At 64.1% G+C, this 19,394-nt stretch carries 15 protein-coding genes; 6 read left to right on the top strand and 9 right to left on the bottom strand.

All coding sequences use genetic code 11. From position 1 onward, the window contains the following. The first annotated feature begins 55 nt into the window (after positions 1–55). From ptsP to EII42_RS06225, 5 genes are all read left to right on the top strand, one after another. Positions 56–2,566, top strand: coding sequence for a phosphoenolpyruvate--protein phosphotransferase (gene ptsP, locus EII42_RS06245; protein WP_125171252.1), 2,511 nt, complete (start codon positions 56–58; stop codon positions 2,564–2,566). 10 nt (positions 2,567–2,576) lie between these two features. Next, complete coding sequence (locus EII42_RS06240; protein WP_125171251.1) at positions 2,577–4,418, top strand: PTS transporter subunit EIIC; 1,842 nt, start codon at positions 2,577–2,579, stop codon at positions 4,416–4,418. Between the two features lie 388 nt (positions 4,419–4,806). Continuing rightward, positions 4,807–5,667 (top strand): hypothetical protein, encoded by an 861-nt coding sequence (locus tag EII42_RS06235; RefSeq protein WP_125171250.1) that lies wholly within the window; start codon positions 4,807–4,809, stop codon positions 5,665–5,667. A gap of 13 nt (positions 5,668–5,680) precedes the next feature. Then, on the top strand, positions 5,681–7,069 hold the full coding sequence (locus EII42_RS06230) for a hypothetical protein (RefSeq protein WP_125171249.1): 1,389 nt from the start codon (positions 5,681–5,683) through the stop codon (positions 7,067–7,069). Next, complete coding sequence (locus EII42_RS06225; RefSeq protein WP_125171248.1) at positions 7,069–7,878, top strand: hypothetical protein; 810 nt, start codon at positions 7,069–7,071, stop codon at positions 7,876–7,878. Before EII42_RS06230 ends, EII42_RS06225 begins: the two co-directional genes overlap by 1 nt. 491 nt (positions 7,879–8,369) lie before the next feature. Here EII42_RS06225 and EII42_RS06220 read toward each other — a convergent pair whose 3' ends face one another. The 9 genes from EII42_RS06220 to EII42_RS06180 all read right to left on the bottom strand — a co-directional run bounded on the left by EII42_RS06220 (position 8,370) and on the right by EII42_RS06180 (position 17,850). Continuing rightward, positions 8,370–10,427: a right-handed parallel beta-helix repeat-containing protein gene (locus EII42_RS06220; RefSeq protein WP_125171247.1), complete on the bottom strand. Its 2,058-nt coding sequence runs from the start codon at positions 10,425–10,427 to the stop codon at positions 8,370–8,372. Between the two features lie 192 nt (positions 10,428–10,619). Further along, positions 10,620–11,186, bottom strand: coding sequence for a hypothetical protein (locus EII42_RS06215; RefSeq protein WP_125171246.1), 567 nt, complete (start codon positions 11,184–11,186; stop codon positions 10,620–10,622). Between the two features lie 221 nt (positions 11,187–11,407). After that, complete coding sequence (locus EII42_RS06210; RefSeq protein WP_125171245.1) at positions 11,408–11,791, bottom strand: hypothetical protein; 384 nt, start codon at positions 11,789–11,791, stop codon at positions 11,408–11,410. Positions 11,792–11,805: 14 nt separating this feature from the next. Beyond that, positions 11,806–13,038, bottom strand: a complete 1,233-nt coding sequence (locus EII42_RS06205; protein ID WP_125171244.1) for a C2 family cysteine protease — start codon at positions 13,036–13,038, stop codon at positions 11,806–11,808. Further along, positions 13,035–13,331 carry a hypothetical protein gene (locus EII42_RS06200; RefSeq protein WP_125171243.1) on the bottom strand — a complete coding sequence of 99 codons (297 nt, stop codon included), beginning with the start codon at positions 13,329–13,331 and terminating at the stop codon, positions 13,035–13,037. The genes EII42_RS06205 and EII42_RS06200 overlap by 4 nt, the downstream gene beginning before the upstream one ends. A gap of 165 nt (positions 13,332–13,496) precedes the next feature. Next, on the bottom strand, positions 13,497–14,381 hold the full coding sequence (locus EII42_RS06195) for a carbohydrate ABC transporter permease (protein WP_125171242.1): 885 nt from the start codon (positions 14,379–14,381) through the stop codon (positions 13,497–13,499). Next, positions 14,378–15,355, bottom strand: coding sequence for a carbohydrate ABC transporter permease (locus EII42_RS06190; protein ID WP_125171241.1), 978 nt, complete (start codon positions 15,353–15,355; stop codon positions 14,378–14,380). The genes EII42_RS06195 and EII42_RS06190 overlap by 4 nt, the downstream gene beginning before the upstream one ends. A 60-nt stretch (positions 15,356–15,415) precedes the next feature. After that, the gene (locus tag EII42_RS06185) at positions 15,416–16,783 is read right to left on the bottom strand and encodes an ABC transporter substrate-binding protein (protein ID WP_125171240.1); all 1,368 of its coding nucleotides are present in this window, start codon (positions 16,781–16,783) and stop codon (positions 15,416–15,418) included. 152 nt (positions 16,784–16,935) lie between these two features. Continuing rightward, positions 16,936–17,850 carry a purine-nucleoside phosphorylase gene (locus EII42_RS06180; RefSeq protein ID WP_199729811.1) on the bottom strand — a complete coding sequence of 305 codons (915 nt, stop codon included), beginning with the start codon at positions 17,848–17,850 and terminating at the stop codon, positions 16,936–16,938. 32 nt (positions 17,851–17,882) lie between these two features. On the opposite strand from EII42_RS06180, the gene EII42_RS06175 reads away from it, so the two are divergent. After that, a complete protein-coding gene (locus EII42_RS06175; RefSeq protein ID WP_125171239.1) occupies positions 17,883–19,361 on the top strand; it encodes a cytosine permease in 1,479 nt (492 codons plus the stop codon). Positions 19,362–19,394: the final 33 nt, after the last annotated feature.

Here is a 19,394-nt window from a genome sequence, read left to right as displayed (position 1 = left end):
TAGAGTGTGTGAACCGCTTTAGTGAGCGGGAAACTCCCAGAAATGGAGAATAGTAATGAGCGAGCTTAGCCTCACAGCGCCCCTGACGGGAGTCGTCGTGCCAATCGATGTGGTCCCCGATCCGGTTTTCGCGCGCAAAATGGTTGGAGAAGGGGTTTCAATCGACCCCCTTGAGTCGCGGCTGCACGCCCCATGCGACGGCGAGGTGGTTTTGGTGCATGCGAGTAAGCACGCCGTCACCGTGCGCCACGATTCCGGAGTCGAGGTGCTGATGCACATCGGCCTGGACACGGTGGGCATGGAGGGCGAGGGCTTCACTACGCTGGTAAAGATTGGCGACCGGGTGCTGGCCGGCACCCCGCTGATCGATTTCGACCTCGACATGGTGGCCCGCGAGGCCAAAAGCGTGCTGACTCAGATCGTGATCTCGAACTCGGAGCGGATTAGCGGGTTCGAGGCGCTGGGCGAGGGCATCGTCCACAGCGGCGATTCCCTGGCGGTGATGCAGGTGAAGGAGGAAGGCAGCGAAGCCGATCAGGGAGGTAAAACCGTAACCTCTCCGGCCATCATCATCGGAAACCCGACTGGTCTGCACGCGCGCCCGACTGCGGTGCTCGTCGGGCTGGCCAAGAAATTCGCCTCCAAGGTGACCCTGCAACGCGGCGACGACTCCGCGAACGCGAAGTCCGTGGTGGCAATCATGGCCATGCAGGTCCTCAACGGAGACTCTGTCCATGTCGTGGCTGTCGGGACGGACGCCGATGAAGCAGTCGAGACCCTGACTAGGGAGATCGAGGCGGGCCTCGGCGAGGAGGTCCAGTTGTCGGCGGCTGCCGTGGCCCCGCCCGTGACGCAGCGCCCCACTGCCCCGCGGCGCAGCAGCGACCCAAATCTGCTCCTGGGCGTTGGAGCCTCCCCCGGGCTGGGCGTAGGCAGGGTCGTGCAGGTTCGTCGCAAGGAGATCACCGTCGAGGAGACCGCTTCCGACAAGCACGTCGAGCGACGGAAGCTGAATAGCGCCATCGACCGCGCCCTCGTCGAACTCCAGGCGTTGGAGTCCGGGATGGAGGATAAATCGAAGGCGGAGATCTTCGCGGCCCACCGCGAGTTGCTCGCCGACCCGGATCTGCTGGACTTGGCCTCCAGCGCGATCGATAAGGGCAAGTCGGCCGCGTACGCGTGGCGGGGCGCTTACCAAAGCTTCGCCGATCAGTTGGCCGGGCTCAGCAACGAGGTGCTGGCCGGGCGCGCCAACGATGTGCGTGACGTGGGCATCCGGGTGCTGGAGGAACTCACCGGGCAGAAGAGCGAGCAGACGGAACTCGAAGAGGGTTCGATCCTCATCGCGGAGGACCTGACCCCGTCGGACACCGCTCAGATGGACCGAACCAAGGTAGCGGGCTTCGCCACCGTGAACGGAGGCGCCTCCAGCCACGTCGCCATCCTGGCGCGCTCGCTCGACATCCCCGCGATCGCGGGAATCGAGGCCCGCGCCCTGGACCTGCCTGAGGGGGAACTCGTGTTCCTCGACGGCACGCGAGGCGCCTTGCGCACCGGCGTGACGGAACAGGAGGTCGAGGAGATCCGCTCCCGGCAGTTGCGCATCGCCGAACGTCGGGCCGAGGAGCAGGCGCACGCACACGAACCGGCAAAGACCACCGATGGGCACAGCGTCCTTGTCGTTGCCAACATCGGCGGGCTTGAGGATGCGAAGAAGGCGGTCGCCGGCGGCGCTGAGGGTGTCGGCTTGCTGCGCTCCGAGTTCCTTTTCCTGGGCCGGCGCAGTGCGCCGTCGGAGGATGAGCAGGCGGAGATTTACCACAGCATCGCCGCGACGATGCCGGGCAAGCCATTGGTCATCCGCACCCTGGACGTAGGTGGAGACAAGCCGCTGGCCTATCTGCCCATCGCCCCGGAGGAGAACCCCTTCCTCGGCCTGCGCGGCGTCCGCGTCGGGTTGGACCGGCCCGAGATTCTGCGCACCCAGTCGCGCGCAATCCTGCGGGCGGTCGAGGCAGGCGCGCAGATTCACGTGATGTTCCCCATGATCGCCACACTGACCGACTTCCGCCAAGCGAAGGAGATCTTCGAAGACGAGCGGCGCAAGCTCGGGGTGTCTCAGGTGCCGCTGGGCGTGATGGTCGAGGTGCCCAGCGTGGCCGTGATGGCCGACCAGTTCGCCCGCGAGGCGGACTTCTTCAGCGTCGGCACCAACGACATGACCCAATACACTTTGGCGATGGACCGGGGACACCCGATGCTGGCGCCCCAGGTGGACGCCGTTAATCCTGCGGTGCTGACCCTGATTGGGCGGGCGGCCGAGGCCGCGCATCGCTACGACCGGTGGATCGGAGTGTGCGGCGGCGTCGCATCCGACCCGCAGGCGGTCCCGCTGCTGATCGGCCTGGGTGTTGACGAGCTAAGTTGCTCCATCCCAGCGATCGCAAACGTCAAGGCGCAGGTCAGGCAGTACTCCATGGACTACTGCCGAGATCTGGCTGAAGGCGCCCTGCGCAAGACGACATCGGCCGAGGTCCGTGATCTCGTCCCGCTGGAAGAAGACTAGGAGAGCCTAGATGTCAACTGTTGCTAGCGAAATCGTGGCCGCGCTCGGCGGCCCACAGAACATCATCGGCCTGACGCATTGCGCGACGCGGCTGCGCTTCGAGCTGGTGGACAGCTCCGGCGTATCCGTGGATCAAGTCGAGTCGATCAAAGGTGTGATGGGCGCGGTTCCACAGTCTGGAAACCGCTTCCAGGTAATCATCGGCGGCGCGGTGGCGGGAGTGTATGCCGACATCAACAACCTGCCGGAGATGGCCAACGCGGGTAGCCGCGAGCTCAGCGACGCCGAAATCAAGGCAGCCGCCCGCCAAGGAGGGATTCGAGGCAAGGCGAAGTGGGTTGACTCGTTCTTCGAGTACCTCTCCGATTCGTTCCGTCCCTTGCTCGGTGTGCTGCTCGGGGCATCGCTCATTATCGCGTTCGCCGCGGTCCTGGACGCCCTGAAGTACGTCGACTTCCGGGCAGAAGATAAGGCGGCCGGCTGGGTGTTCGTGGACACCATGTGGCGTTCCGTGTTCTACTTCCTGCCGATCATGGTGGCCTACAACGCGGCCAAGAAGCTGAACGTCGACGGGTGGCTCGGCGCCACGATCATGGGCGCCCTGATGACTCCCGAGTTCCTTAAGCTGGGCGCGAACTCCTACGTGGAGACGGAGGAGGGCTCCGGGCTCTACCAGAAGGTGCAGGCGTTCGCCGACACCATCTGCACCAAGGACCCGACGCTGCAGACTGACTCCTGTGTGGCGCACATCTTCGGGGTGCCGCTGCAACTGAACGACTATGGTGGGCAGGTCTTTGTACCACTGATAATGGTGGCGGTCCTCGCGCTGGTCTACCGCGGGCTGAAGCGCATCTTCCCCGAAAACCTGCAGATGGTGTTCGTTCCCTTCTTCTCGATGATCGTCATGATCCCGCTGACGGCCTTCCTCATCGGCCCGCTGGGCATCTGGCTGGGCTCCGGCATCGGCAACGGCCTAGCCTGGTTGAACACGTCGGCTCCAATCGTCTTCGCAATCATCATTCCGCTGGTTTATCCGTTCCTGGTTCCGCTTGGCCTGCACTGGCCGTTGAACGCGTTGATGCTCCTCAACATTCAGCAGCTGGGCTACGACTTCATCCAGGGCCCGATGGGCACGTGGAACTTCGCCTGTTTCGGTGCGACGGCCGGCGTACTCTTCATCTCCATCCGCGAGCGCGAAACCCAGATGCGCCAGACCGCCACCGGCGCTCTGGCAGCGGGCCTTCTCGGTGGCATCTCCGAACCATCGCTCTACGGCATCCACCTGCGCTACAAGCGGATCTACCCGCGGATGCTAGTGGGTTGTCTAGTCGGTGGCGTCACCATCGGCTTGCTGAGCATGAGTGTGGGTGGCGTGCGTACGGGCGCCTTCGCGTTCACCTCGCTGCTGACCATCCCGGTGTTCAACCCGATGTGGATCTATGCGGTATCGATTGCCGCAGCTTTCTTCACCGCCATGATCCTGGTCATCATCTCCGACTACCGCACCCCGGAGCAGCGGGCGGAGGCCCGCGCCGAGCGCGACGGCAAGCCGAAGGAGACGGTCGGCGACACGGAGCCCCGAGTCATTGTCGTGAGCGATGTGGAGACCAACCAGGCCAAGCAGTGGCTGACCGCGTTGGGCGGTGAGGAAAACGTCGCGAGCGTTTCATCGATCGCCGAGACCCGCCTGCGAGTGGAAGTCCGAGACTCCTCGAAGGTGGATGTTGAGGCCCTGGAGCGGGCCGGGCTGCCCGCTGCAATCGAGGTCTCTCCCGGCGTGTGGCACCTGGTCGCGGGCTTGGAGGCCGAGAACTTCGGCACCGCAATGAACAGGCGGTTGGCCAGCGTGTAGCCCCTTCTCTCACCAACCGTGGGCCCCGGGTTCTTCCCGGGGCCCACTTCGTCTCCCTCCCGCGGGGTGGTGCGGTGGGCCAGGTTGCGCGACGGGCGCGGATTCATTTACCACGAATCACCTGCCAAAGGAACTCCACCGGGTCGAGTTGGTGACGTTGTGCGGCCTTCTCCCGTTGCACAAAGCCCACGGCTCCTGTGCACTGAAAGCGGGGCTGAGCCGCGGGATGCTCTCGTCGCGCTGCCGGCCTGCCGCACGGCCTCGAACCTTTGTCCCGCGACTGGCCGCTGGGCAGCCGTGACATCCGTTCCGCGACTACCCGGCCAGGCGGAAGGCATCCGAGACAGATAGTCGCTCGCTGCGCGAGGCTACTGGCATACTTGGCCGCATGCCCCACAGTTACTTCGACGACGAGTACGACCCCCTGGCTCCGATGCTGGATGCGGACCAGGCTGAGGACGAGCCCGCTAAAGCGAAATCGCCCACCCGGGAGGGCCTGGACCTGGACACCAGACAGCGGCGCGCCGACGAGTTGCTCAGCGTCGTCGAGCAGGCTGCGGTGTCGGGTGACCTCACCAAGCTCGGCCAGGCGATCAACGACTGCCGGGAACTCGCGTTCGCCCCACCCCGGCAGGAGGATGAACTGACCGAGAACGCGGACGGCAGCGTCGACGCGCAGGGCCTCGTACGCGTCTGGTTCGACGAGAGCAACCGGCTGCAGCGCGTTCGGTTGAACTCCTTCTGGTATTCCAAGATCAAGCCCGGCCAAAGCCTGGACAACGCCTTTCGTCAGGCATTCGCCGACTTCGCGCTTCGGGTCAACCCGGTCTTCGACGGCTATTTCGAGCAGGAACCACCCGTCGAGGACTTTGCTCCAGCCGAGCCTAACGATGCTGTGGAGGGCCTTCATCGCATCACCGAGTTGCATGAGCGCATGATGGCTGAGTTGGACGCACAAGCCGATGCCACCGATGATGCCGACTCCGCGCGAGAGACCGAGCCGGTTGTCGGCCGGGCCTACGGCGTGACGATCACGCTGAATCCTGCCGGGCTGCCCGAGGACATCTCCTTCGACCCAGGGTGGCTGGACCGCACCAACGTCGGTGACATCTGCGCCGCCGTGGTCGAGGCTGCCAAAAATGCCTACGACTCTCTCCAACCACCCGAAGATGACCGCATCACCGCCTACGATGAGTTGAGCAAGCAGCGTGACGCGCTGCTTGCGAGCTTGTCTCGTTTCATCACCTAGTTAGGGGACGAATATGTCTGAAGGAGCCGACGCTGCCTGGGCTCAGCTCGCCGAGCGCGCCTTGAAGGCTGGGGTGCGTGGAGTCACCGCCGATTCCGACGACCTGCTCGGAGACCCCCGCCTGCGGGAACAGTTGCTCCGCCCCGGCAAGGGGAAAAAGGGCCAGGGAGGCGACGCGGGTGGCGCGCCACCGCCCATGATGATGGGTGGCATGGGTGGCGCCGGCGGAGGCGGCTCCGCTGCCCACAGCAGCGCAGGGTTGTCCGCCGGGCAGGCCGGCCTAGCAGGCCAAGCGGGGATGGGCGCCCAGGCACTGCGCGTTGCTCCACCCGCCCCAACCCCCAACCCGGCCGCAAACCCCGGTTCCCCGGGCACTGGCCCAAACGGTATCCCCACTGGCCTCGGGGCGCCACCCCCGTCGGGTCTAGGTGGCGGGCTCGGCCCTCTGGGGGGTGGTTCTGGTGGGGCTCCCGGCGGAGGCCTGCTGGCCGCCGGTTCCTCGGATTCCGACGAGTGGAGCTACGGCGACCCGATCCTGCCCGGTGATCCCCGCCACGACGGCGGTCTCGGTCCGATTTTCCCCAGCGATCCCCGATACGACTCCCTTGTCCGCCCCGACGGGCCGAGCAAGTCGTTCGACTGGCGCACCGATGCGGGCGCGCCCGGCGCCGGTGGTTTCGAGGCTCCGCCCCCGGGGACTTTCGGCCCCTCAACCCCCGACTTCGGCCGACCCGGGTTCGATAGGGGATGGGAAGCGCCAAAGCCACCCGTACTTGATGACAGCTCGATGAACCGGGGCGGCGGTTTCGACCCCGGTGGTCCTGACGGTCACCACGGCTCACGGCTGACGGATCGGGGAATCACAGCAGACTCGCACGGAAACAACACGGGCTCCGGCAGCACAGGTGCTAGGGATCCCCGAACCGGTTCGGGAGCCGAAACGCTCCTTGGCCGTGACGGCCGCCGCGGAGATTCAGGCATGAGCGACCTCGACAAGGGTTCCCGGGGCCCTGAGGGCGTCAACGGCCCCGACCTCGGATCAGGCCGTCATGGTGCAACCGGCCAGGATGGAACGTCCGGGTCGAGCGCGCCGCTCGGCGATCACGGCCGAGGCACAGATTTCGAGGTGCAAACTAATTCGCTGCATGAGATGGCGAAGGCCTGGGCTTGGGGGGCTGACACCCTCGACAAAAGCACTGTCGATATGCCACTGCCCACCGAGTTCGGGCTAGCCAATGTGGCCCGCGACATCTCCGCACAGCTTTCCTCCCACACCCAGTTCGTCACCAGCGGGGGAAATGAGGAGTTTGGTCGGATCTGCCAAACCCTCCTGGACACCTCGAACAGCTACGCCGAGAACGAGGATTCCGCCTCCGCCGTCGGCAGGAAGGTCGGTCACTGATGAACGTTGCCGAGGCCCCGAGTGCCAACCCGCCACAGACAACCAGCGCTCCACTGGATAAGTACGATCCGGGGGATATGCCAGTCGACGGGCGCTACCACCAGATCCCTCAGCTACTCGACGCGATAGAGCAGCGACTGGCCGAGGTGATCGAGGCCGACCGCCGGGCCAGCGAGAGTTTCTGGGAGAAGATCAAGCGCTTCTTCGCGAACCCAGTTGATTTCCTGATGCGCCAGCGGTCCTTCAAAGCCCAGACCGATGCGCTGGTGGCAGCCGCGCGGATGAGCGTATCTGTGCTTCGCTCGGTGTGTCGAGTAGTCACCGACAAGCTTCACGTGCCTGAACAGCTCAAGGCAGAGCACGACAGCTGGTACAAGGCCTACCAGCAGGTCCAGACCGTCGCGGAAAGCGCCCCAAACCGCGAGCAGGTGGACGGCTGGCAGGGAGCAGCCGCGGAAGCGTACACCAGGCTCGCCCGGCTGCAGACCGCCTCATGCTGGGAACTCAATAAGCGCGCGGTCATCATGTGCGTCTGCTACCGGTTGGCCTACCACCTGAACCTGAACGGCTTCAATGCGGTACACGACATCCTGCAAGAGGTACTCAAGTCCACTCACGGGCTTGGCGGCAGCAGCTCGTATGCCTCCACGAGAAGAATGATGGGCATGATCTGGGCCGCGGTTGCCAGAATCTTCATGACCTACCGAATGGCGGAGACCGGGGCCCGATCAATCGAAGCGACAGTGAGGGCAGCCGAGGGCGCGTTCGCGCACACCAAAGAAAGCTGGCCGGCTCTCAAGCAACGCTGAGCGCACCCAACCGCGCGGGCAAGGCCGGCCAGCGGGAAACGAGCGACTACCGAACCTTTCGTGTCCACTCCCGCGGCCTGCCGTGCTGCCCCGCCAATCTTCTAACGTGGCATGTGCCGTTCGGAGTCCAAAGGCTTGGTTAGCTTTGTCCCGGGTGAAGTGGTTGCTGGGGTTTTCTGTCGCGCGTCAGAATTAGCAGCAGGGCCGTTAAGTGAGTTTTGACGGAAAGTCAGGTTTGGGTAGACCACCTGTAATTCCGGTGGAGAAGAAAGCTGGGATCGTCTCTGGCGTCTTGGCTGGTGAGGTGCCGATTGCTGAAGCGGCCCGCCAGGTGGAAAGTGTCTAACGGGTTGACGGGCAGGGCAAGCGCGGACTTCTCGGAGGCCAGGCGGGCTTGGCCACGCCAAGCACCGTCAACCTTCAGCCACCAAAGCCAGCAAACCTCGGAACCAACCACGAGTGGCCCGATTCGCCTCCGAAGAGCCCCGCATTTACTCTTGCTCGAAATCTCCGGGTCTGAGCACCCAGCCGTTGCGCAGGGCCGCCAAGCCCACCGGGGCTGCTAGGGGGCCCGAGCCGTCGGCGTCATAGAACAGGAAGCTGCCCGACTGGTAGACCCGGCTCTGCGGGGTTCGGGACTCCGCGGAGGGGGCGAACCAGTCGCCGCGGAGTTCCCCAAACAGCACCTTCGGCAGGACGAGCCTGTCGCCGTCGGCGAAGTCCATGATGTCGTCGACCTCCGCCCGTTGCCCGTTTTCCCGGTGCGGGGGCACGTCGAGCACGAAACGATCCGCCCCGAGCCCACCGATCAGCGTGTCGCCGCCGCGCCCGCCACGAAGCACATCCTTCCCCCCTCCGCCGGTCAAGCGGTTGCTGGCGGTGTTACCCACCAGCACGTTGTCCCGCTCATCGCCGCGTCCGGACAGCGGCCGGTCACCGAGCAGCCACACATCCTGCCCGCCGGCCCTAACCGTTGCGCTTTCCGTCACGAGGTCAACCACCCGGCCGTCGCGAACCTGGCTGTGGGCCCGCACCGGCCGCGTGCGCCGGTTCACGACGGTGGCCACAGGCCGGCGCACCCCCGGCACCTCGCCGATGTGTAGCGTCGGCTCCGCGTTACTGACCCCCAACAGCTGGTTGTCGCGCAGAACCAGCCGATTGATGTCTCCGACGCACCCGCCGGGGCAGAACTGCTTGTTGTTGCTGGCGTCCGCGCCCACGAAGGCCCACGGCGCCTGACCGAACTGATGCAGGACGTTGCCGCCAAGCACGACATCGTTCAAAGAGCCGCGCCCACCCACGTAGTCGACCGGAGCTCCCCCGCCGGGGCTCTCCACGGCGGTTGCCGTCATGTAGCCGTGCCTGTGTGGGGCCGCGGCGTGCCCGTCCCAGACGGACTCCACGGCCACCAGAGCCCGCTGCGCCGGGCCGGAGACGACGTTGTTGGTGAACCGGGTGCCGTGCGAGCCGGTCGCGGTGTAGAGCGCCCACTTGGCGCTCGTGCCCGCCCCGGCAAAGTTGCGCACCACGTTGTCGCTGAAGGCGTTGTTGGTGCTGCCTTGGTAGGCCTGCATGAGCCCTTCACCCTCCGCGCGACCCGTCGTGACCGTGTTGCCCGTGATCGAATTGTTGTTCGAGTTGTAGGCGACGTGGATGCTCGCCGAGCGGCTCTCGTTGAAGTGGTTACCGAGTACCCGGTTGCGATCGGAATGGTTCTGCAGCGAGATGCTGCGGGTATTCCAGAAGGTGAGGTTGCGCTCGATCAGGCTGTCCGCCACCCCGTCGAGCCCGATTCCGTAATAGCCGCCGTGGATCCGGTTGCCGACGATGCGCAGCCCGCGAGCGAAGCGTGGGGACGAGCCGACGTCGCCGTGGCGCAGGAAGTTCGTCCAATTCTCTCCGGCGCTGCGCGGCGGCGTTGCCACTACCGAGATGCCGACGTCACCCTCATTGGTCTTGTCCTCGGCAGACCCGGAGAAGACGATCAGGTTGTTCTCGATGCTGATGTTGCGCACCGAGCCCTCCCGCGCAACGACCTCGATGCCCTTGTAGCCGACGCCGTGCAGAGCTAGGTCGCGAATTTGCACATCGTCCATCACCTGTGGCCCACTGGCTCCCGCCAACGCCTTCTCGTCGGCGAGCATAAGGATGCCTCGGGCCTTCGGGGCGGCGTTGAGGTCGATCGTCAGGTTGCTGATCTGCACTCCGCTGGCGTCGCTGCGCAGCACGATGGCATTCTCCAGTACCTCGGCACCCGCCTGCTGCACGGTGAGGGTGGCGCCGGCTCCGTCGAAGAAAGCGAGACCACGAGGCAGCACGAGCTGCCGCCGGATGGTGTAGTTGGCGCCGGACACGAGCCGGATCCCGCGCCCAGGGCCGACGGTGTTCAACGCCTGCTGCAGACCCGACGTCGGGTCGCCCGGCTCGGGATGCACAATCACCGCGGTGTCGTTCGGTTCCGCCGAGGCCGCTAAAGCGCCGGAGAGGGACATCATCATGCCCAGCGCCGAGCCACCGGCGAGCGCGGCGAGCTTCCATCCCTGTTTCACCGGTTGCCCTCTCGTCCTTGAGTTGGTGTGTCTTCGCCCAAGACTCTACCGAAGCAGCGGCAGGTGGGCGCGAGACACGCTGGCTCCTCACGTGGGCTGGCTCAGCGCCGAGCCGGTGCCCCGGTTAGGCCGCACCGCACGCTCGGGGAAACGTCCCCGGTGCACAGTTTCCGGGCGCAGACGCGCGACGGTTTACTGCGCCGGCTTCGAACACTGGCTCGCTGCCAGTGGAAGCAACAACCGGAGCTCGACGCGGCCCTTCAGGTAAATCTCCACCCGTGCGGTTTCGTCGTCTTCCGCTAGAACGAGTTGCGCGCCATTGCCGAGGAACAGTTCTCGGGTGTTGGCGGAGAAGCCGTGCTTCGCTGCCGCCTCCAGCATGGCTGCCGAGAACTCGTCGGGCCGAACCTCGGCAAGGCTCCTGCCGAGCGGGGCGGTTTGCTCGATGCGGACCCCGCACGCCTCGGGCTCATTCTTGAGCGCGGGGGCCTGCCAGTGCAGGGGACCGACCCGCTGCTCAGCGGCGGCTCGCAAGTCCGCCAGCAGCGCCTCATGCCGCTCGACGATGCCCTCCGTCGCCACCTCGATCGCGGCCGGGGTTGGAACCCACCCCGGCGGTGTCACCACGCTTCCGGGTGTACCGGGCACGCTCACGTCAGGTTCCTCGATCGGCCTGCTGGGCGAGCAGGCGGCCAGCGTCAGAAAACAACATCCCGCCGCAAGAATTGCAGCCACCAGGCTCACACCAGCTCGTTCCACGGTTATCAATCCTTTCCGTCCGGGTTCCAGTCAACCACCCGGTCACGCAATCCCTTCGGCCCCAGGCTCCATCGCGAAAGTCATGCCGGAGTGCGGTACACCAAACCACGAGAAAAGGGCCAGCGCCACCGTGCACCGGTACACCCGACGCAGAAAGCGGCTAAAGACCGGTTCGCCCTGCCCGGAGCCTGCCCACTCCAGCAGTGTTTTGGCACCACGGCCTAACCGAGTCTGCTGAACACCGATGCCTGCACCCGTCCCTTGACTCGAATCTCCAATGCCGCACCAGGCCTAAGCTGCGCCGTGTAAACCACCTCACCAGCAGGGGAATAGCTCATCACGGCTGCCGGGTAGCCGCTCAGCGCCAGATGGTCGTCAACCCTCCTCCCCAGCTCTACTGGGTCAACCAGCGACAGGGCCACCCCCGCCCCACGGATGGGCCCAACCTCAACCGAGGGACCGTACACCCTGTCGTTGACGCGCCGGGCGTCCTCGCGTTTCTTCCAAACCAGCGGACCAAGCTGCTGTTCAAGAACCGCTTGCAGGCCGTCAAGCAGCGCTCCGTAGCGCATCGAGGCTTCGCGAACCACATCACCGTCTACCATGCTGAGTCCTTACGCTAGGGGTTGGGAACCAAGGCCGTACCGTTGAGCCAGGCTTGATACTCCGCCTCGGTAAGCACCACCTCTCCCGGGCAGAAATAGTCCGCCGGGGGATCGCCCACCTGGTACCGCCCACCGTCCGGGCCCCAGGGGTTGCGCAGGATGATCTCTCCGTCTTCCGTGAAACCGGCGATCTGGTACGCGTGCCCGGGAACCAGGCGCTTTTCGGGCGGAGCAGTCGCGAGGTCCTGCGGTTGCGCCGCACCCGTGGTGGCCACCATCGCAGCGCCAGGCGGATCTCTCTCCACGACTTCCCTGATGTCGTCAAAACTCGTGTCGGCGGCCCTCACCTCCTGCACCTCCTGACCGGTCAGGATCCGCAAGGCTTCGGGGAAAGATGTGCTCTCCATATTCGGGTGCGCCTGACGCACGGCCTGCTCGACGATGGACAAGAAGTTGGGCTCACCCGTCTGCCCGTTGTCGGTACCACGGCTGTCCAGTGTCCGCGGATCTACCCGAACCGTGTACGGTTCGCCGGTGTCGGGGTTGTGCAGCGTCACCTCGTAGGTCTCCGTCTCGGGATCCCACCTCACGTGTTCGCGCACCCAGTCAGGATTTGCCTGTGCGAGCGCCATGATGGGCGAGAGCAGAGCGCAGAACCCGAAACTTCCTTGTGCGCTCTGCCGGACTTGCTCGATTATCCCCGAATCCGACAGGTCAAGCGGGCCGCCATCGAAGTGCTCGACAGAATCAAAACTGATGGCGCGCAGTCTGTTTGCAACATTCCGGTCATGGGCCGTGGCGGCGCGAAGTACTTCTCGGATCGAGTTGCTGAACGCCGCACAGAGCGCGGCGACCTTGCTGGCCTGGGCCGGGGTAGGCGGCCAGAAAGCTGCCGGGGTCGGCAAGGTAATTCCTGACTCGGTAACCGTGAGCGAATAGGTCTCAGCTTGTGTCTTCAGGTCGGCCAACCGATTCCGATGGTTCATCATTTGGCTTGTGGCTTCTTCCAGCAAGGCGGCCAGCCGCCTAGCCTTCTCGGCGGCTTGAAGCAGCGCCTCAGCTTGTTCGATATAGCGCTGCCTGATCATCTCGCCAATCTCGTCGCGCCAGGCATCCCCCAGATTGTCCATAAAGTGTCGGATCTCGTTGGACCAATCCTCGAAGTCGTTGGCCGTCTTCTTCAAAGAGGCCGCCGATATCAGCCAATCAGCACCGGTGAACCCCAGGAGGACAGAGACGGTAATCACGCCGAACCCACCCCTCTGAAGAAGGCGCCGCTTGCCTCGCTGCCAGCGTCCTCCATCGCGACGATGGACTGCCCGGAGTCCATCAGTGCTTCGCCAAGAGCACAGGTCTGCCCCGCGAGCTGGCTCACGATCTCCCGCACTGTATTCTCCACATCCGCTATCGCCGCGTCTGTTTCGAAACCTTGGCCGCGGGACAACACGAAGCTCGCGGCCACTTGCTGCATGTCATCCGCCAAGCCCACGACACCTCGTGCGATCCGCTTGACATCCTCGGGGCTAACATCAAGTCCCATTTCTGCTCCACGACATCGGCTGCTCATTCCCCGGCCCAGCCGCGCCGCTCCGAGCCGCTTTGCTCACCCAGCCAGACAGGCAGGTAAGCCCCGCGCTACCGGCCAAACGCTCTGGGTGGGGAGCCGAATGCCCCCACCCAGAGGGCGCCGTGCGTATCCAAAATATCAGCCCTTGACGCCGCCCGCGAGCAAGCCACGAACGAAGTAGCGTTGCAGTGCGAGGAAGACGATCACGGGCACAATCATCGAGATGAAGGCACCCGACGACAGCAGGTGCCAGTCGGAACCGCGGCTGCCAACCATCTCCGAGATCCGCACCGTGATCGGCTGATAGTCGGAGCGGGCGAAGGTCAAGGACACGAGCAGGTCGTTCCACACCCACAGGAACTGGAAGATCGCGAACGAGGCGATCGCCGGCACCAGGAGCGGCAGCAGCACTTGGAAGAACACGCGGACATGCCCGGCACCATCCACCCGAGCTGCCTCGATCAGCGAACCGGGGATCTCCCGCATGAAGTTGTGCAGCAGGTAGATCGCCAGCGGCAGGCCGAAGATGGTGTGCGACAGCCAAACCGTCCAGTAGGTGCCGTCCAGGCCCACGTTCACGTAGGAGGTGAGCAGCGGGATGAGCGCCACCTGGATGGGCACCACCTGCAGCGCAAACACCGCAGCAAACAACACGTTGCGGCCCCGGAAATCGATCCAGGCGAACGCGTAGGCTGCCAGCAGCGCCAGCACGATCGGGATCGCCACCGAGGGGATCGTGATGATGAACGAGTTGATGAACGAGTCGCCAAGGTTGCTTGTGCCGAGCGCCTTGGCGTAGTTGTCCGTCGTGAAGTTGGGGTTGGAGAACACGGTCCACCAGCCGCTGCGCCGCAGCTCGGACTGCGGCCGGAACGAGGTGATCAGCAGACCAGCCGTGGGCACGGTCCAGAACACCGCGATCAACACAGCGATGACCGAGGCCACCGGCGAACTCAGCCTGTTCTTAGCCTCAACCGCACGCTTCTCCTTGCGGGTCAATTTGCGATCCACATCAACGCTCATCGCTCCCCCTCAGTGATACGCATCTGCCACAGGTTGTAGATCACCAGAGGCAGGATGATAATGAACAGCAGAACTGCGAGCGCGGCACCGATGCCGGCCTGCTGCTGGGTGAAAGTCTGCGTGTAGAACTCGTTGGCGATCACAGACGTGCGGAACTGACCGCCCGTCATAGTGCGAACCACGTCGAAGGCCTTCAGCGTTCCCATCGCGATGGTGGTCAGCACGACGATGATCGCCGGCCGCACACTGGGCATCGTGATGTAGCGGAACAGCCGGATGCCGCTCACTCCGTCCATCTTCGCCGCCTCAATGATGTCGTCCGGAATCGCCTTGATGGCCGCGGATAGCACGGTCATTGCGAAACCCGCCTGGATCCAGATCATGACGACGATCAACATGAAGGTGTTCAGCGGCGGCGAAAGCAGGAACTGCTGGGGTTCAAAACCCAGCCACACCAAAAACTGGTTGACCAACCCGGTCTGTTTTGCGCTGGCGGGCTTGTACTCGTACATGAATTTCCAGATGATCGAAGCGCCCACCATCGAGATAGCCATGGGGAGAAAGATCAGCGTCTTCGCGAATTTCTCCACTCGCGTGCGATCGACCAGCACCGCATACACCAAGCCCAACGCCGTCGAAACAAGCGGAACCAGGAGCACCCACAGGAAGGTGTTCCACAACACCACCAGGAAGTTACCGTCGGTGAAGATCGTCACATAGTTGCTCACCCCGAGAAAGTTTCCGTCGGCGTCGTAGAAGGAACGCCAGATCGTTTGCATCCCAGGAATGAAGAGCCCGAGGAAGATTAGCAGCAGCGCTGGTCCGAGATATCCCGTGACCGGTACCCATTTGGGCAATCCCCGACGATCCACCACCGCCAAGACCAGTCCCATGACGAGAACGAAAAGCAGGATGGCCAGCAGCATAACCACGAACTTTTCGGGCACGCTCTCTGGCCGAAGTAGCCACTCCACAGTGGACCTCCTTTCTAGGTTGGGCCCGAAGCGGCAACTCCGGGCCCAACGAAAACTTGGCTACTTAGACCAACTCTTCTCGATCGCGTCCGCAACCTCAGCGGTGCTCTTTCCTACCCCGATCCAGTCGGTCAACTCCTTCCAGAAAGTGCCAGCCCCGACGGCGCTGGGCATCAGATCCGAGCCGTCAAAGCGGAAGACTGACTTCTCATCCATCAGGAGTTCGAAGGACAGCCTGTCAATGGGTTTTGCCAAGTTCTTCGGATCCAGCTTCTTGTTGGCCGACAACCAACCACCCTCCGGCGTCGCCTTGGCCTTCTCATTGGACCATTCCGGGCTCGTCAGATAGGCCTGGAAAGCGAGCACCTCAGGACGATCGGAGAAGATCGCAGCGAACTCACCACCGCCCAAGATCGGCTTGGACTCAGTGGTCTTGCTGGGCAGGTAGAACGCCCACACGTCGCCATCTTCGCCCACGGTCACGCCATCGCCCCAGTTGGCCTGGAAGAACGACGCCTGGCGGTGCATGAAGCAAGCGCCTTCGAGGATGGGCAGGCCGGCCTCCGTGTAGGAGATGCCTGCGATGGACTTCACGTCGCCCAAGCCACCGTTGACGAACTTGTCGTTGCGCAGGATGGAGCCAGCCATCTCCATCGCGTCGAGCACCTTCGGATCGTTGAACGGGATCTCATGGTTCACCCACTTGTCGTAATCCTCGGCAGAGTTGGCGCGCAACATCATGTCTTCGATCCAGTCCGTTGCCGGCCAGCCCGTGGCCCCGCCGGACTCGATCCCGGCGCACCACGGCTTCACGTTGCCGTCCGGATTATCCTCGACGATCTTCTCGCTCAGCTTGATCAGCTTGTCCCAGGTATCCGGAACCTCGTAACCCTTCTCCGCGAACATCTTCGGCGAGTACCACACGAAAGACTTCACGTTTGCACCAACCGGAACTGCGTAGTACGTTCCGTCAACGCTACCGTACTGCTTCCACACCGGGGCGTAGTACTCGTCGGTGTTCTTCACGGCCGAGTCTCCGACTGGGAGCACCTTCCCCGGGTAACGCTCGACTAGCGTCTTCAGCAGACCGGGCTGCGGGATGAATGCGATATCCGGGGCGTTCCCGGCCTGCACGCGAACCGGAAGCTGGGCCTCGAAGTCGCGGTTGCCCTCGTACTTGATGGTCGCCCCAGTGCAGTGTTCGAAGACCTTGTAGGAGTTCTTGTGGGGCAAGGCCTCAGCGTCGCTGGCGATGGAGGTGTAGACGTTAACCGTCTTGCCCTTCAGATCGCCATAGACCTGGTAGGCCGCGCAGTCCGTATCCTGCGACACCGAAGTGCCCTGCTCAGAGGAGCAAGCCGCGACCAGCAGCAAGGACGCAGCTGCCCCCAGGGCTGCGATCCGGCGAGACTTGATGAACCGTTTCATATCATTCCTTCGTTGGAATCACGTTGTTGAGCGACGCGGCGTCGCGTCCCCCCACGACGATACCGAACATTGCGCGCAGCCGCGCACTGGTCCGCCGAAGTTATCAAAAAGTGATCCGCTTGGCCGGCGTTGCGCTTCGTGCGTTGAATCGCTCAACCCCGCAACTGACTCGCCGCAGAAAGCACCACGTCTAGGCCCTCCAGCACTGTTCGTCGGGCCTTGGCAGCCACCTCCAGCACTGCGGCTGGGTCCGTGGCAGCCACTGAAAACGACAGATCCGACACCACTGACATCCCACACACCCGCACCCCGAGCGCCCGGAACATCAGGGCCTCCAGCACGGTGGACATCCCGACGCAATCCGCTCCCGCAGCCGCCAGCAACCGACTCTCCGCCGTCGTCTGGTACTCGGGACCGCGCAGGAAAGCGTAGGTACCGGAGCGCTGGCACACTTCGGCAAGCATCCCCGTCAGTTCCGCATCCCAGCAGGTGGCCGGATCCAGGAACACTGTGCCGTCGAACGGCGAGGTCCCGCTGAAGTTGATGTGGTCGCTGACCGCCATCACGTCGCCCAACGACCAGTCACGCAGGCAGCCGTTCGCGTTCGTCAGCAGCGCCACTTCCGCCCCCGCGCAGTACGCAGCCCGGGCGAACGCGGTCACCGGACCAGGCCCGTGTCCCTCGAAGAGATGCGTGCGCCCCAGGGCAACCACCACGCGGAGCGTCCTCTGCGGCGTCGCCACCCGATAGATTCGTAGCGCGTCGACGTGCCCGTCCCCCACCGGAGCCAACACCCCTGGCAGATCCGACAACCGCCCATGAGCGTCGGGCTGCCCCCAAGCCTCCGAACCGTCCAGCGCCTCCGCCAGCCCGGAGCCGAGCACCACCGCGACTTGCACCTCCCCCCCAGCAAGAACCCGTAACTGCTCGCCCGCAGCCCTGTCCTCCGAGCCGATCACATGACTCGCAAACTCCTCCGGCAGCACGCCATCTCCTTCCACGTCTGAACGCAGCGTAATCCCTGACGTCTTCTGCCGCAGGCGAACGGCGAGTGAAGTAGCATTCACCCTGTCCTCGTCCGTCGAGCTTGGAGCCAACTATGTCTTCGCCTTCCCCCAACGACGCAGCCCCGCTAGCGCAAAACACCAGATCCGGCATCGAGCTGACCGGCATTGAGATCGTGAGCGAAGCGGAACGAACCGCCCGCCCCCGCGACCTCTTCCTACCCTGGTTCGCCTCCAACATCTCCGTCTTCGGCATGAGCTACGGCGCCTGGGTACTCGACTTCGGCATTTCCTTTTGGCAAGCGACAGTCGTCGCCATCCTTGGCGTGGTGCTGTCCTTCACCATCTGCGGGGTGATCGCGCTGGGCGGAAAGCGCGGTTCCGTGCCGACAATGGTGATGTCCCGTGCCGCCTTCGGGGTGCAGGGCGCGAAGGCCCCCGGCGTCGTCTCGTGGCTGACCTCCATCGGTTGGGAAACCATGCTAGCCATCACCGCCGTACTCGCCACCGCAACCATTTTTCAACGCCTCGGCTGGGTAGGCGAAGACCCCACCATGTTGCAAATCTTCGCCGCCGCGATCGTCGCTGCGCTGATCGTGCTCGGCGCCGTCGCTGGCTATCACATCATCATGAAGATGCAGTCCGTCCTCACCGTGCTGACCGGAATCACGACGATCATCTACGTCGCCCTCGTCATCCCGGAGATCAGGTGGGGTTCCCTGTTCGCCATCGAGTCGGGCTCCCTGCCCGCCATGATCGGCGCCATGACGATGGTGATGAGCGGCATGGGCTTGGGCTGGGTGAATATCGCAGCCGACTGGGCCCGCTACCAGTCACGCGAGGCACACGGCAGCGCCATCGTCTTCTGGAACACCCTCGGCGGTTCCCTCGGCCCGGCGGTTCTCATCACCTTCGGTCTGATGCTCGCCGGATCGTCGAAGGAAATCGCCAGCGGAATCAGCGCTGACCCGGTCGGGGCGCTGGCGCAGGTGCTGCCAACCTGGTTCCTGATCCCATTCCTGCTCACTGCAATCCTGTCGCTGCTGTCGGGCGCGATCAACGGCATCTATTCCTCGGGGCTGACCCTGCTCACCCTCGGCATCAACATCCCGCGCCCTGTCGCCTCGCTGATCGACGGCCTGATCCTTACCATGGGCACGATCTACGTCGTGTTCTATGCGCCCAACTTCGTCGGCCCCTTCCAGTCCTTCCTCCTAACCCTCGGTGTGCCGCTGGCCGCCTGGGCAGGCATCATGATGGCCGACATCCTGCTGCGCAGGAAGGACTACGACGAGCACGGCTTGTTCAATTCCTCCGGCCGCTACGGCGCCGTCAACTGGGTGGCCCTCGCCATCATGGGCGTCGCGTGCGGCGTCGGTTGGGGATTCGTCGTCAACAGTTTCGCCAAGGACGCTGCCTGGAACAACTGGCAGGGCTACCTGCTGTTCCTGATCGGCGGCCGCGAGAGCGAGTGGGCCTACGGCAACATCGGCGTCATCCTGGCGCTCATCCTCGGCTTCTGCTCCTACTACGCGCTGTCCAGAGCACGGGTGCGTCGACAGGAACTCGACTAACCCAAAAACTCCATCGAAAACTGGCCCCCGAAA

It is taken from the genome of Tessaracoccus sp. OH4464_COT-324, from assembly GCF_003932855.1.
In the GTDB taxonomy this organism is placed as follows: domain Bacteria; phylum Actinomycetota; class Actinomycetes; order Propionibacteriales; family Propionibacteriaceae; genus Arachnia.
Note: the sequence above shows the minus strand (reverse complement) of the source record. Positions and strands in the feature narration are given on the sequence as shown.